At 71.5% G+C, this 14,543-nt stretch carries 9 protein-coding genes; 4 read left to right on the plus strand and 5 right to left on the minus strand.

Going from position 1 to position 14,543, the window contains the following annotated elements:
* Nucleotides 1-59: 59 nt before the first annotated feature.
* The gene (gene eccE, locus ACLQ3F_RS19950; RefSeq protein WP_425850677.1) at nt 60-2,021 is read right to left on the minus strand and encodes a type VII secretion protein EccE; all 1,962 of its coding nucleotides are present in this window, start codon (nt 2,019-2,021) and stop codon (nt 60-62) included.
* Nucleotides 2,022-2,314: 293 nt separating this feature from the next.
* Here eccE and ACLQ3F_RS19955 point away from each other — a divergent pair, with 293 nt between their 5' ends.
* Together ACLQ3F_RS19955 and ACLQ3F_RS19960 are read left to right on the plus strand one after the other, a co-directional pair.
* A complete protein-coding gene (locus ACLQ3F_RS19955; protein ID WP_091395516.1) occupies nt 2,315-2,635 on the plus strand; it encodes a WXG100 family type VII secretion target in 321 nt (106 codons plus the stop codon).
* 21 nt (nt 2,636-2,656) lie between these two features.
* A complete protein-coding gene (locus ACLQ3F_RS19960; RefSeq protein WP_355004864.1) occupies nt 2,657-2,950 on the plus strand; it encodes a WXG100 family type VII secretion target in 294 nt (97 codons plus the stop codon).
* 85 nt (nt 2,951-3,035) lie between these two features.
* Here ACLQ3F_RS19960 and mycP read toward each other — a convergent pair whose 3' ends face one another.
* The gene (gene mycP, locus ACLQ3F_RS19965; protein WP_425850679.1) at nt 3,036-4,262 is read right to left on the minus strand and encodes a type VII secretion-associated serine protease mycosin; all 1,227 of its coding nucleotides are present in this window, start codon (nt 4,260-4,262) and stop codon (nt 3,036-3,038) included.
* Nucleotides 4,263-4,414: 152 nt separating this feature from the next.
* Between mycP and ACLQ3F_RS19970 the strand changes: the two genes are divergently transcribed.
* On the plus strand, nt 4,415-7,282 hold the full coding sequence (locus tag ACLQ3F_RS19970; protein WP_425850681.1) for an SseB family protein: 2,868 nt from the start codon (nt 4,415-4,417) through the stop codon (nt 7,280-7,282).
* Entirely contained in the window at nt 7,279-7,644 is a 366-nt protein-coding gene (locus tag ACLQ3F_RS19975) for a hypothetical protein (protein WP_030486287.1), read from the plus strand. The genes ACLQ3F_RS19970 and ACLQ3F_RS19975 overlap by 4 nt, the downstream gene beginning before the upstream one ends.
* Nucleotides 7,645-7,648: 4 nt before the next feature.
* On the opposite strand, the gene ACLQ3F_RS19980 is transcribed toward ACLQ3F_RS19975, so the two are convergent.
* The 3 genes from ACLQ3F_RS19980 to ACLQ3F_RS19990 form a co-directional block, all read right to left on the minus strand.
* A complete protein-coding gene (locus ACLQ3F_RS19980; protein WP_112638703.1) occupies nt 7,649-8,581 on the minus strand; it encodes an alpha/beta fold hydrolase in 933 nt (310 codons plus the stop codon).
* 209 nt (nt 8,582-8,790) lie between these two features.
* Nucleotides 8,791-11,229, minus strand: a complete 2,439-nt coding sequence (locus tag ACLQ3F_RS19985) for an immune inhibitor A domain-containing protein (RefSeq protein ID WP_425850753.1) — start codon at nt 11,227-11,229, stop codon at nt 8,791-8,793.
* Nucleotides 11,230-11,563: 334 nt separating this feature from the next.
* Nucleotides 11,564-14,359: an immune inhibitor A domain-containing protein gene (locus tag ACLQ3F_RS19990; RefSeq protein WP_357257673.1), complete on the minus strand. Its 2,796-nt coding sequence runs from the start codon at nt 14,357-14,359 to the stop codon at nt 11,564-11,566.
* Between the last annotated feature and the right edge of the window lie 184 nt (nt 14,360-14,543).

Genomic DNA, 14,543 nt, shown 5'->3' on the forward strand with positions numbered 1-14,543 from the left:
CGTAACCCGCCGGCTGGCGGGTCCGGTGGCATCAGCCGCGCGTCGGCGGGCCGATCAGTTCAGCCGCGCGTCGGCGGGCCGATCAGTTGCGCCTCGATCGGTGTGGGGGAGAGCAGTGCCCAGCGCAGCGCCCGACGGTTGACCACCGCCACCATGTCCTCCCGGATCCGGGTCAGCCACTCGGCCGACCCGCCCAGCCCCAGCGCGGCTCCGGCCAGGGTGGCCTCGGCGGAGGTCAGTGGCTGGAGCAACGCCAGGTCGGCGCGGCTCAACGCGTCCACATCGGCTGGGGTCAGCTCGTCGCGTACCACCAGGGTGGCCCGCCACGGCGGACCCGGCACGGCCTCGGCCGCCACCGGCCCGGCGTCGACGATCAGCAGCAACGGACGCAGCGCGGTGCCCACCCCGTCGGCGACCGCCCGACCGGGAGGGAGCAACGGGATCGTCCCGCCCGGTGCGCCAACCCCACGGACGAACGGCTCCCAGGCCCGTGGCCGGGCGGTCTGCACCACCACCAGGGCGCCGAGTGCCAGGGCGCGCAGGGCCACCAGCTGGGCTGCCCGTACCCCGCCGACCAGCAGCACGCGGGTGCTCTCCGGCCGGAACAGTCGCACTGTGACGGCGCGACCGTGCCGGTTGGTGCCGACCATCATTCCCGCGTCGCCCAGGGACAGCTCCCAGTCCTCTACGGTCGGGCCGGGTCGCTGCCCGGGCCCCAATGGGCGGGGCTGCGCGCCGGGTGCCGTCAGCGCCAACGGCAGCGTGGCGGCCAGCCCGCTCAGATGCGCGCCGTCGAGTCGTCGCAGCTTTCCGCCCAGGTCGCTCACCAGGCGGACCAGCGCCTCGCCGGCCGCCGCCAACTCGGCCGCCGTCCCGGCGGCCAGGCGTACGGTCAGCTCGGTCGGCACTCCGCCGGCAGTAGGCGGAGCCGGCGACGGCGGCATCGTCGGCGACGGGCCTGAGCAGATCGACACTGTCGTGGCCGTCGCCGGCAGCGCCAGCAGGCGGGGTACCAGCCGGCGTCCAGCCGCAGCGCCCGTGTCGGGCCAGTGGAGCAGACGGAAGGTGGCCTGGACGAGACTGCCGGACCGGATCGCCGGCCACGACTCCCGGACCGGGTCGCCGTCGTGGTGGGCCAGCTCGCCCAGTACGCGCAGCGCCGCCGGCACCCCGAGCGGTCGCGCGGCCAACGGCCCGAGCCGGCGGACGATCCGGCGGACCGTGCCGGCGAGTACCCGGCGCAGGTCCTCCTCGGACCAACCATTCACCCGCAGCACCCGGACCGCCACCACCGCCCGCTCGCGCCCGGCGAGCCGTCCGTCGGTGAGCTGCCGGTACGACGTGCCGACCGTGCCACCGGCGCTCGGCACCGGCGCCGGCGCACCGGCGAGCAGCAGTTGGACCAGCAGCGGGGGCTGGTCCGGCCCGGTCGGGGGAAGCAACGCGGCCGGGGCGGGGATCGCCTGGGACACGTCACCCAGCAGGTCGCCGGGGTCGCCGAGCTCCAGGAGCGCGACCATGCCGGTGGTGTCCTCCAGGAGGGCCGCCGGCCCGCCGGTCAACTCGGTCGAGCGGACCACTGTGCCCGGGGCTACCAGGTCGAGCAGTTCGGCCGCGTCGGCCGGCCCGGTCAACGCCCGCCGGTGGGTGAGGTGCCCGACGGCGGTGCCGAGCCACTCGAACAGCCACCGGCCCCGCACCGGCACCCAGGCGGCGGCCACCAGCAGCACGGCCACCAGTACGGCTGCCGCGACGACCGGCGCGGGTCGGCCGAGGGTGACGAGCACCAGGGCCGCCGCGACCTGTGCGGTGACCAGTTGGCCGGCTCGCGCTCCGGCAGCCGCACGACGGCCGAGTGCGACCCAGTGGGCCGCCGGCGACCGGCGACGGGAGGTGCGCTGCTCGACCGGCAGCGGACCGCTGTCGGTGGATCGGCCCGGCCCGCCCACCCGTGGGGAGGCGCCTGCCTCGGACCCGACCGGGGTCGGCGGGTGAGGCCCTCCGGTGGTGATCGCCGGCACCGTGCCTCCTCGACCAGTGGGGACCGGGGTCGGGCGGCCGGCCGCCCTCCGGCGGCCCGTCACGCGCCGCGACGTGGCTGCGGCACATCGTAAGCGACCGATGGCCGCCTCGGTTGTCCACAGGGGAAGCCGGTGGGGGTAGCAGAACCGCTACGAGGTCGCTACCGTCAGCCACGAAGTCCTTCGCTGACCCGTGTCTCAGTGCTCGAAAGACCGGGCCAAGCGACGACGCGTCGCCCCGGGATGGGCGCGTCGACGGCCAGGTGCGATCCGAGAGACGAGGTGACGTCCGGATGTCCCAAACCAAGGCAGAAGCAGCGGTGATGCAGCAGACTGCCGCGAAGTTCGAGCAGGTGGACCAGTCGTTGCAGTCCATGCTGACCGGCCTGCTGGCCGAGCTGGAAGTGTTGCAGCAGGCCTGGCGTGGCGCTGGTGGCCGGTCGTTCGAGCAGGTCAAGCAGCAGTGGTCACAGGACCAGGCGGCGCTGCACCGCGCGCTGCGCGAGACCGCCGGTGCGATCCGCACCGCCGGTCGGCAGTACCACGCGTCCGACGACGAGGTGGCCAGCCGGGTGGCCGGCACCAACCGCGGCGGCATCCAGCTGCCGCTCTGATCCCACTGGGGAGGGAATCCGATGGACCATGGTGTGCTGGTCGTCAACTTCGCCGCGCTGCAGCAGGCCGGCGCTGACATTCAGAAGGCGTTGAACACCCTCGACGCGCAGCTCGGTCAACTCGAACGCGACGCCGCCCCGCTGGTGGCGAGCTGGACGGGCGACGCGCAGCAGGCCTACGAACAGCGGCAGGCGCGGTGGCGTTCGGCCTCGCAGGACCTGCAGGGGATGCTGCGTGACATCAGGTTGGCGGTGAACGACTCCGCCACCGACTACCTGGACACCGAGAAGAAGAACACCGGGCTGTTCCAGTGAGCGATGTGGGCCGGGAGCGCTGACCGTGTCCGGGTCAGCGCCCCGCCCGCAGCCGGTCGGCGGCGAGGGCCCTGTGCGGGCGGCCTCAGGCCGGGCCGGCCGGTCGCCAGCGCCGACGGGTGCCCCGGGGCACCACCAGGGCGAGCAGCGCCACGGTGACCGCCGTGATGCCGGCCACCGCCCCGACCAGCAGGGCTCGGTCCCGTGCGGCGACCCGACGGGCCTGATGGGCGAGCTGCGCCGGGTCGGCCCGGTCGTCGGCGAGCGCGGCGACCGGCGGCGCGCCGGCCGCACGGCCGCCGCTGGTCTCGGTGACCGCCCGGTAGGGGTTCAACACTCCGGCGCCGTACCCGCCGCCCCGGCCCGCGCCCGGAGCTGGGTCGGCGGTGGCGATGATCCGCTCCGCCACCTGGGCGGCGGTCAGCTCCGGCCGGTACTCCCGCAGCAACGCGGCGGTGGCGGCCACGAAGGGCGCCGCGTAACTGGTCCCCTCGACGCGATGGTGGCCGACACCGGGTGCGGCGGTCAGGACCTCGCTGCCCGGAGCGACGAGATCGACGTACGAGCCGGTCTGCGAGAACGCCGCCCGCCCGCCGTCCGCCCCGATCGCGCCCACGCCGAGCACCCCGTCGTAGCCGGCGGGGAACGGTCGGGGGTCCCCACCGTCGTGCAGGTTGCCGGCGGCGGCCACCAGCACCACGTCCCGCTCGACCGCGTACCGCACCGCCGACCGGACCTCCGGGTCGTCCGCGTACAGCACGACGGACAGGTTCACCACGTCGGCGTCATGGTCGACGGCCCACCGGATGGCCCTGGCGAACTCGTCGGCGCTGACCGTACGCCCCGACTCCCGCCCCTGCACGACCTGCTGTTCGCTCACCCGCACCGGCAGGATTCGGGCACCCGGTGCCAGGCCGCGGAAGGCGACGTCGGGGCGGGGTGCCGCGGCGATGATGCTCGCCACACCGGTGCCGTGCCCGGCGCAGTCCCGACCGCCGTCCCCGCCGGGGTCGAGCAGGTCGGTGCCGGCCAGCACCCTCCCAGCCAATTGCGGGTGCACCCGGTCCACCCCGGAGTCGACCACCGCGACCGTCACCCCGTCGCCGGTGGCCAGCGGCGCGAGCCGCGCCGGGTCGTACCGTTGCTGTGGCCAGGGCCTGGCGGCGACCGGCCGGACGGGGGCGAGTGGGGTCGCGCAGGCCGGTGCCGACGCTCCGAGCCCGGCGGTGGCGGCGACGGTCGGAAGGGCCGGTACGGTCAACAGGCTGGCGGCCAGACCTGCGAGGACCGGGCGCGTGATCGATTGGGACATCGACACCCTCCGTATCGTGTCGGCTCCGAAACGGGATGTTATCGCCTCCCTCGGGCCCTGGCAGGCCGCCGCCGGCCAGCCATTGTGATCTTGGTACCACCTTGTAGGTTGTACGCGATACCTGTGGCCTGTTCTCGGAAGGGGAGGTGGCCGTGACCGCATGGGAACCGGCCACGGAGGCCGAGGTGGCGATGCGCGACGCTCTGCGCGCGAACGACCAGGAGCTCTACTTCCGGCTCCTGTCCCGCACTGATGTGCTGCTGCCGGTCTCCGCGCCGACGCAGCCCGGCCAGCCACCTGCCGGGTGGGGCACCTGGACCACCGGCGGCCGGACCCACGTCCTGGCCTTCACCTCCGCCGCCGCACTGCGAGCCTGCCTCGGCGATCACGCCGGCAGCAACCGACGCATCCCCTTCGCCGACCTCGCGGCCAGCTGGCCCAACCACGAGTGGTGGCTCGCCGTCAATCCGGGTCTGCCGGTCGAGGGTTACCTGCCGGCCTGGTTCGTGTCGCAGTTGTCCCGAGGTGACGTGCGGCTGCCCGGCCGTGCCATGGGTGCCCGCGCTCGCCTGGAGCGGGCCGAGACCCTGGCCCGCACCCGGCCCGGCGCGCCACCGCGGGACACCGCCACAGCCGCTGGATCACCTCCCGTGACGGGGGTGGCCCCGTCCGCGCCCGAGAGCGCTCCGCTCGCACCCCGAAGGCCCGCGCGGAGCCCGGGCCCTCGAGTGGGTGCCCCGCCGGTGCCGGGTCCGGCGCCCCGGCCACCCGCCTCTGCTGAGCCGCCGCGCCGACCTGGCGAGGAGGACCTGCCCGCCGCCGGTCAGCGGCACCCGACCGAACCGCCTCGGCCCGCCCCAGGCGTCGGAGCACTGCCCCGCACCGGCCGGCCGTCCCGGTTCACCCCGTTGGCTACCGCCGGCCCCACCACCGACCAGGCTGGGCCGGGTGCGGGCTGGCCGGCAGCGACCCGGCCGGGCGACGTCGACGGCCCCGCCCCGGCCAACGGCAACGGTGGCCCCCAGGCCGCGCCTCGGCGCTCCTTCTTCGACCCCACTCCGGCCCGCGACCCGGCCGCGAGCGGGGGACGCCCCGGTGACCGGGCGGCCCCGCCGACCCGGTTCGGTCGAGGCAGTCAGCCCTTCCCTCGCCGCCGCCCAGCCGATGCGCCGGCCGACGAGACAGCGACGCGGGCCTTTCCGATGGCGGCGGACCCGGCCGCCACTCAGCCGGTACGACGGCCGGAGGGCGGCCTCGGCGCGCCTCGCGGGATGGACGCGCCGCCGTCCGGCGAGGAAATCACCCAACCGCTGCCGCCGCGCCGGCACAACCCGCTGGCCGAGGAGCCCACCCGCGCGTTCCGGGTGACCGGCGAGCCTCGCCCGACCGGTGGGCTCGGTCGGCCATCGGCGGAGGAGACGCAGGCGATTCCCCAGGACCGGCCGGGCAGGTTCGAGCCGGCCGAGGATCTGCCGGTGTCCGTCGCGGAACCGGTCTCCGCCCCGCCTGCGCCGCGCCGAGGCTTCACGCCCATCGTCATCGAGGGCACCATCATCGAGTCCCGCGACCTCACCGACCCGGTCGAGAGCATCTCGCCGGTCGACGCGCCCCGGCGGCCCAGCCCTGCCGAGGCCGCCCCGCCGCCGTTCGGCTCGACGCCCCCCGGTCCGGGCCTGTTCGGTCCGTCGTCGCCCAGCCCCACCGAGGCCGCCGCGCCACCGCCGTTCGGCCCGGCGTCTTCCGGTCCGGGCCTGTTCACGGCGTCCCCCAGCCCCGCTGAGGCCGCCCCGCCGCCGTTCGCCAGCCCCGGTCCGTTCGCACCCCCGTCCTTCAGCCCCGACCAGCCCGCTCCGAGCCCGTCCGTCCCGCAGCCCGTGATTCCGGCGGAGTCCGGCGCTGTCGGCGATGGCCTGGGCAACCTGGGGGCCGACGCCCCGCTCAGTGACGATCGCTCCGACAGCGGGGGCTCGTCGGGAAGCCCGGCCGGCGGCGAGAGCATGACCGCGGCTGACGGCCCCTACCCGCCTGCCGACGAGCCGCCGCCGGTCGAGTTCGAGCCGGCGAACACGGTCGAGGAAGACCTGCTCAATGCCGCCGGCTCGGGCAGCACCGACACGTTCCTGTCCACCCTGCTGCTGGCTCGGGTGCTGCTGCCGGCGGCACCGGACTCGGCGCGGGGAAGCCGCCCCGGGGATCCCGGCTTCGTCTGGCGTACCGGGCAGCTCGACGGCGAGACGTACGTGGTGGTCTACACGTCGTCGGAGCGCCTCGCCGACCATGTCGAGGGAGACATCGACACGGTCCGGGTGAAGTTCGCCCAACTGATCCGGCGCTGGCCCGACGAGGACTGGTCGTTCGCCGTCAACCCGGGCACGCCGGTGGGTGCCAAGTTGCCCGGCGAGCAGATCGTCGCGTTGGCCAACTGGGCCGCCGAGGTGGGGCTCGGGGACGACCTGGAAGTGGACCAGGTGGAAGCGCCGGCCGTGGCCGAACCCGCCGCCCGTCCCCGGTACGCCCCCGCAGCGGTCGACCCGACCCGGCCGACGGTCATGCAGAAGGCGATCGCCCCCAGCCAACTCGCGTACTACCTGGATCGCGGGTACGACCGGGTGTCCGGGTTCGTGCACCGGGCCGGCGAGCTGTCCCACCTGACCACACCGGCTCAGTTGCACGAGGCGCTGGGCCTGAGCTACCCCGGCTCGCCGTTCGCCCAGGACGCCGAGGAGATCTACGTGCTGCGCTGGCCGGCGCACCGACCGAGCCTCTACCGCATCCCGTACGGCGGTCAGAACGAGCCGGCGATGCGGGCCATGGAGGGCTGGGTCATCGAACGTCCGCCGTTCCGGGGCAACGGCTTCGCCCCGGGTGAGAGCAGCGACGTGGTGGCGGAGTTCAAGGTGGACAGCGCACGGCTGCCGCACGGCGCCCAACTCTGGCGCATCGGCGCGGACGGCAGCGAGCGGGTGGTCGCCGAGCTGGACACCGACTCGGTCACCTGGCGACGGGTCGGGGAGGCGTGATGCGCGACGGCTACGTGGCCCGTTGGCAGGGCCGGGAATACCAGGCCAGCCCGGACGGCGACGACATCCGCCTCTACCAGCCCGAGCCGGGTGAGGGCTTCGAGGAGGTCCGCGCGGGCCGCTACGTCCGGGTGCTGCCGGCGAGCGAGATCGAGGATCTGGCGTACGTGCGGACCACCTGCACCTGGCAGGGGCAGCCGTTCATAGTGCTCGGCGAGCACGACGCCTGGCTGCGGGTGGAGTACACGGGTGGTCGCTGGCCGGTGGCCGAGGCGATGCGGCTGGAGGTCTTCGACTTCGGCGTCTACCAGGGTTGGGCGCCGGCCGCCGAGGTCACCGACCTGCGGGAGCAGCGGGTCTGACCGGTCAGGTCTTCGCCCATCGCAGAATTTCACCGAGCACCAGCTCCGGCGCCTCCAGGTGCGGGAAGTGCCCCACACCGTCGAGCAACCGCCACTCGTAGGGGGCCACGACGTATCGGCCGGAACCCAGCGCGGTGCGGGGCAGGGAAGCGGTGTCCAGGGCGCCGTGCAGTTGCAGGGTCGGGGTGGACAGCGGCTTCTGCATCAGGCGGACGAACCGGTAGCCGTGCAGTCGCAGCAGCGAGCGGAATGCCCAGCGGTAACCCTCCAGCGCGCAGAACGCGGCCTGCGGGATGCACATCGCCTCCCGGCACCGCTCGGCGTACGCCTCGAAGTCCGGCCCGGCGACCCACTGTGGGCCGCCCCAGCGGCGCATGATCTCGCCGACGGCCGCGGCGCCGTCGCGGGTCAGGACGTGCTCGTAGCGGGGTAGCTGGAACTTCAACGCCGGAGTGGAAGCGGTGAACTGCCCGCGCGGGTCGGCGAAGATGGCGGCGCGCAGTCGCAGCGGGTGCGGTGCCCCCAGCACGACGAGCCGGCGGACCAGGGACGGGTGGAACGAGGCCACCGTCCAGGCCACCATGCCACCGAGGCCGCTGCCGACGATCGTCGCGGACCGTTCACCGAGCGCGCGGATCAGTCCGGCGATGTCGGCGGCGAGGGTGTAGCCGTCGTACCCCCGGGGTGGTTTGTCGCTCGCCCCGTAGCCGCGCAGGTCGACGGCGACCGCCCGGAAGCCGGCGTCGGCGATCGCCGGCAGCATCTGGTGCCAGGCCCACCAGTGCTCCGGGAAGCCGTGCAGGAAGAGCACCATCGGCCCGGTGCCGCCCTCGACCACGTGGAACCGGCTGCCGTTGGCGCCGACGAAACGGTGCGTCCACGGCCCCTCGGTGAGGACACAGGACTCGTCGACGGCCCCGCCGCGCTGGTCGGTCATGGCAGACAGCCTAGGACCCGGTTGCCGCAGGCGACCCTGGCGGTCACGTTGAACAGGGGAAAGCCCCGGGTTGCCCCGGATCGGGCCCGGGGGAGTTGGCTCGGCCGTCCCCGGAAACAGGGTCCGGGTCATCCGGGAGGGTGGCGCACAAAGCGCGACGCCCGGGCAGATGACCTGCCCGGGCGTCGCTGTTGGTGCGGGATCAGTGGTCAGCTGACCCGGATCTTCATCGAGGTGCCGTCCTGCTCCAGAACCTTGATCTTGACACCGGTAGCGGGGAGCTTGACGCCGTGGTTCGGCAGCTCCTCGTAGAAGTACTTCTTGGTGTCGTCGAACAGCGGCTCAGCGGCCTGGCCACGGATGTACTGCGGCTGGCTGTTGAGGTGCAGGGTGAACGAGTCCGCCTTGTTCAGGCTGAACGGTGCGTCGTACATCTGGACGCGGGCCCGCCACGGAGCCCCCGTCAGGTTGTAGATCGGGCGCGGGTGCGCGTCGATGTACAGGTTGCGACCCTCACCCGGGTGACCACCCGGGTTGGTCGGCGACGCCGGGGCGGTGTTGTTGTCGTCCCAGCGGGTGTTCCAGTACGAGATGAGCAGGCCCTCCTGGTACGCGTAGTGGTCCACCCAGTCCGGGCGGGTGTTCGCGTAGCCGAAGAAGTACGGGCCGGTCTTCAGGTACTTGTCGTACGAGACGTACGACCGGTTGCCGGCGATGTAGAAGTTGTCGAACTCGTCGGTGTAGGTGGCACCGACGACCTCCCACTCGTCGAGCGCCCAACCGGCGTCGGTCTCGGCACCGTCGCTGAGCACGGTCTGACCGTCGGCGGTCACGGTGATCGCGTCACCGAAGAAGCCGCCCTCGGAGACCCCACCGTCGGTGACGTAGTGCAGGCGGACCTGCGCCACCTTGCCGGCCAGCGAGTTCAGCGGGATGTTGATGTCGGCCCACGCGCCGTTGCTGCTGCCGTCGAGAGCCGGGCGGCCGGCTCCGTCGACGCCGATTGGCTGGCCGTTGACCGTGCCGTCCAGGTCGGCCCAGGTCTGACCGCCGTCCGTCGACGCCTCGAAGTAGAGGTAGTCGTAGGTCTCCTCGATGCTGTACTTGCCCTTGAGCGACAGCGCCGCCGCGGACTTACCGGTGAGGTCGAACGTCCTCGTCATGGTGCCGTCGAGGTTGTCCTTGTTACCGGAGAAGTACTGCTTCGAGCCCTCGAACGGCGCGCCGTAGTTGAAGGTGTACTCCCGCTTCGGAAGCACGACAACGACGGCCTGTGCCTTCTTCGAGTTGTATTCCTGCGGGCCAAGCTCCATCGTGCGCTTCTGCCCCGCCACGACCACCTCGTAGTCGAGCCAACCGAGCTGGAACTTGTTCCATGCGCCGAGGTCGCCGCCCCGGTCGCCGATGCCGACGTCGTTCTTGGCGCCGAGCCTGCTCTGGGCCATCAGGGTCCAGTGCTCGTTGCTGTTGTCCGCCGGGCCGTAGTCGTCCGGCAGGCCCAGGTCGTGGCCGTACTCGTGGTAGAAGACGCTACGACCGCCGTTTTCCGGCTGGATCGTGTAGTCGCGGATCCAGACGCCGGTGTTGCCGATCTGGGTGCCGCCGATCGGGAAGTTCGGCGGGCCCACGGGCGAGCTGTTGAACGCCGACCAACGGTGGCTCCAGATCGCGTCCTCACCCTGCTGCGGGTCACCGTCGGCCTGGTCGCCGCCGGAGTGGACGATCTGGAAGTGGTCGATGTAGCCGTCCGACTCGTTGAAGTCGCCGTCACCGTCGTAGTCGAAGCGGTCCCACTGGTCGAAGGACTTCATCTCGGTGGCGATCTGCGCGTCCGTCCGGCCCTTGGCCTTCTGGTCGGCGACCCACTGGGTGGCGGCGTCGCGGATCAGGTTCCAGGTGTTCGGGCAGACGTTGTCGGCGCAGACGGCGGGGTCGCCGGTCGGGTCGTCGTCGGCCTTCGGGTCGTCGGAGCGGCCGTAACGGGCCTCGTTGTACCGGACCTTGACCCAGTCGGTCACCTCACCCTCGACGGTGTAGCGACCCGAGGACTGCGCCTCGTAGTACTGCTTGAGCGACTCGTCGCCCGGGTTGGTGCCGAAGTAGAGCTGGCGGAAGTGGTCCGGGCTGAAGTCCGGCTGCCAGATGGTGGAGTTGTCCACGGCCCGGTTGGGCTCGGGAATCTTGTTGTGCAGCGGCCCATCGAACGTCGCCGGACCGGCGACATCCGGGTTCATGTCCTTGTCCGGGTAGGACGGGTGCCGCTCGTCACCGAACTCGGCCAGGATCACGAAGATCTTGTCGGTCCGCTCACGCTTGAGCTCGACGTACTGATCCCTGGACTGCGTGCCGGCGCCGGCACGCGCGCGGGCGTTGGCACCCGCTCCGCCCGCCTTGCCGACCTCGCCGACCTTGACAACCGTGCTTCCGTTGCGCTCGATCGGCTTGCTGCGACCGCTCAGCACGTCGCTGAGACCCTGCTGACGCAGCGCGCGGCGCTTCTCCTCGAGCTTGTCGGGGAGCTCATCCTGCAGTGCCTGCGGTTCGGCAGCGGCCGGTGCTGCTGCCGGCAGTTTGGGCTGAGGCGCCGCCGAGGCGGACGGGCCGAAAGCCAGGCCTGTCGCCGTCAGTGAGAGCCCGAGCAGACCCACTGCGACTTTGCGCACGTGGTACCTCCGGTGTGAGGGAACCGGCCCAACGGGGGTACGGGGCCGGTGGGAGATCGATCCCACTAGTGGGACCATTGGTGAACATAGTTACTGGCGGGACAGGTGGGAAGACGAACGCGTCGATTTGTTGCAAGATTTTGTTGGGAATGCTTTTCACCGTCACACCCCGCCGGTTCATCAGCCGCGCTGAGCAGCGCTGGTGCGGCCGCGACCGTATACAACGACATTTCTCGATCGATCTGACCACACGCAAGACAGTGGGGCCGGCAGCGTCTCCGCCACCGGCCCCACAGTCAGTTGTCGAGCAGTGAAACAGTTACTTCTTTGCCGGGGTCACGTAGATCTGGGCCGACGAGTTGTCCCCGGCAGCCTTCTTGATCGTCAGCGAGACGCCGTAGTTCACGCCGGCGTCGCCCGGGTTGCCGGTACCCAGCACGATCGCGCCACCGCCCAGGGTCACGCCGTAGAACTCCGGCGCAGGGCTGCCGTCCGGGTTGGTGACCCGGGTGGTGTAAGGCGCGTTGTTACGCGACGGCAGGACCACCGACGCGTCGTTGTCGCGGGCGTAGGCAGCACCGTCGCGCATCTCGATGCCCGGGTACCAGCCCTTGGCGTCGGTGAACGCCTTCACCGGCGGCAGCCCCTTGAACTTCGTGCAGTACGCGCTGTACGGCTCGTCGGCCGCCTCCAGGCACTCGGTGAACGGGTACGTCCGGTTCAGCGTGAACGCAGCGTTCGACGACTGCGGGCGGCTGGGCAGGTTGTCGGTCACCGACGGGTCCTTCACCGCCGCCTCGCCGGTACGGCGCAGCGGGTCGAAGTGCGAGTCGACGATGAGCAGGCCGCCCTTCGCGCCGTAGCTGGGCAGCGCGGTCATCTGCCCGGTGACGTGGTTGACGTCGCCGAGCGCGGTGTCCCGGTACCACACCAGCATGCCCGGAGCGTTGTAGGAGATCCGGTCGACCTTCCACGCCTCGTGCGAGTAGATGGTGTCGTAGGCGTACTGCAGGCCCTTGTCGAAGCCGTCGAAGTTACGCCACTCCGCCAGGTAGTACTGGGCGTGCACCTCGGTGCCGCTGGAGACCTTCCAGCCCGCGCCGGTGGTGTCGACGAAGGTGCCGCCGGTGGCCGTCCAGCCGTTGGCGCCGCCCTCGACGTCGTCACTCCAGGTGGTGGCGCCGCCGCCGGTGACCGAGAAGTCGTCAACGAACCAGTTGCGCTCCTCGAACGCCTCGTCGGTGGCCAGACGCAGCCGCACCTGAACCGTCGTCCCGGCGTACGCCGACAGGTCGACGTAGTCGTGCCGCCAGCCGTCGGTGCTGCCGGTGAGGCCGTACTTCTTGCCGCCGAAGTCGTTCATCCGGCCGTTCGGGTCCGGGTAGCCGTCCGGCGTGGTGACCACCGTGCCGCCCTCGTCGTACACCTTCTGCTCGGTCCAGGTCGTACCGCCGTCGGTGGAGAGCTCGACGAAGCCGTAGTCCCAGTCCTCCTCGATGATGTAGTTGTTCCACATCCAGAACTTCGAGTCGGCGGCTGCCGGAACGTCGACCGAGCGGCTCAGCTTGACGTCGGCCCACTCCTGGTCGTTGTTGCTGTGCCACATCTTCGTGCCGCTGTGCGGGGTCGCCAGCGTCGTCACCTTGTCCGGCAGGTCGACCTTGATGCCGTCCTCGGAGTCGATCGGGGTGCGCGACGTCTGGCCGAGCTTGACCTCGCGCGGGTTCGACCCGGGGCGGATGGTCAGCGGGTCGGCCCAACCGAGCACCCACTTGTCCCAGATGCCCATGTGCGTGGGCAGCGCCTGGAAGATCTCACCGGAGTGCGAGCCCGAGGCCATCAGGTCCCAGAAGTCCACGTCGGAGTCGGCGTTGCCGGACGTATCGTAGAGGTCCGGCAGACCCAGGTCGTGGCCGAACTCGTGGGCGAAGACACCGACGCCGGCGTCTTCCGGCTGCACGATGTAGTTCGACGCCTTCAGGTTGGTGCCCGGGATGGTGTAGCCACCGGCGACAGTGGAGGAGTGCGCCCACACCGCGTACACGCCCTGATCGCCGCCGCCACGGGACTTGCCCTGGCCGGCGTGCACCAGCACGAGGTGGTCGATCACGCCGTCCGGCTCGAAGACGTTGCCGTCACCGTCGCGGTCGGCCTGGTCCTCGATGTCGTAGTCGGCCCACGGGAAGTTCGGGTCCTTCGCGACGAGCGCGTCGATCGCGTCGGTCGCCAGGCGGCCCGCGCCGGCCGGGTTGTCCGGGTGGCCGTTCATCGACTGCTCACGGCCGGGAACCCACGCGCCGGTCTCGTCCTGGAAGCAGCGGTTGGCCGCGTACCAGCCCTCCGAGTGCGGCACGGTGATCCACGGGCTGGCCTGCCCGTCCACCGTGTACGCGTTCTTGGACATCTCCAGGTACATGTTGTGCATCGTGCGACCGGACAGGTCGATGCCCTTCTTGCCGTCCGGGCCCTTCAGGTCCGTACGGACCCGCTCGGTGATGCCCTTCTTGCTGTAGAGCATCTTGTTGTAGTGCTGCGGCGAGAAGTCCGGCACCCACATCGAGTTGTTGTCCTCGTGGGGCAGGCGCGCCGGGTCCGCGATCTTGTTGTGCTTCGGGCCGTTCTGGACCGTGCCGGGGACGCAGGTGCGGTCCTCGAACACCGTCTTGGGGACCATGACGTTCGTGAAGTCGTCGTTGGCCTTGTCGTTGAACTCCACCAGCAGCGTCAGCAGCTTCGCCGTCTGGGTGGTCGGGGCCTTCTTGAACTTGCGGGGGTTCTGACCCGTCTTCAGCGACTTGGCCTCGTCCTTGGCCAGCTGCCGTGCGGTCACCGGGTTGCCCCGGGCGTGCTTCTGGTCGAACGCGCGCGCGGATTCCGCGGCAGGGGTGTAGATGCCACCCTTGCCCTTCACCTCACGGCCGGTGGTGTCCGGCTGCACCTCGGGCTCGGCGTAGTTGATGTAGTGCTCGTCCGCGCCGATCACCGCCTGGGGGGTGCCGGACGACGGCTGGGCTGCCGCACTGCCACTCACGGTCAGTGACGTGGCCGCGAGGGCGATGACGGGCAGTGCGACGAGTAGTCGTCGCCGCGCCCTGGACTGCGGTTTGTGGTTCATGCCGCTCCGTTTCTCGGGCATGGGGAGGAGGACGTTGGGGTTGCCGACCATCGAAGCGATGTCTGTCGAACTCTGCCAACCTGCGTGAACCTAAAGCACAACCGGCCGAAAGGACAGTGGTGGCCGACGCCTGTGCCCGTTCAGCTTTTCCCGACTCCCCCGACCGACCGATGTGACACCGGCA

This window comes from Micromonospora sp. DT15, from assembly GCF_049841475.1.
Lineage (GTDB): Bacteria > Actinomycetota > Actinomycetes > Mycobacteriales > Micromonosporaceae > Micromonospora.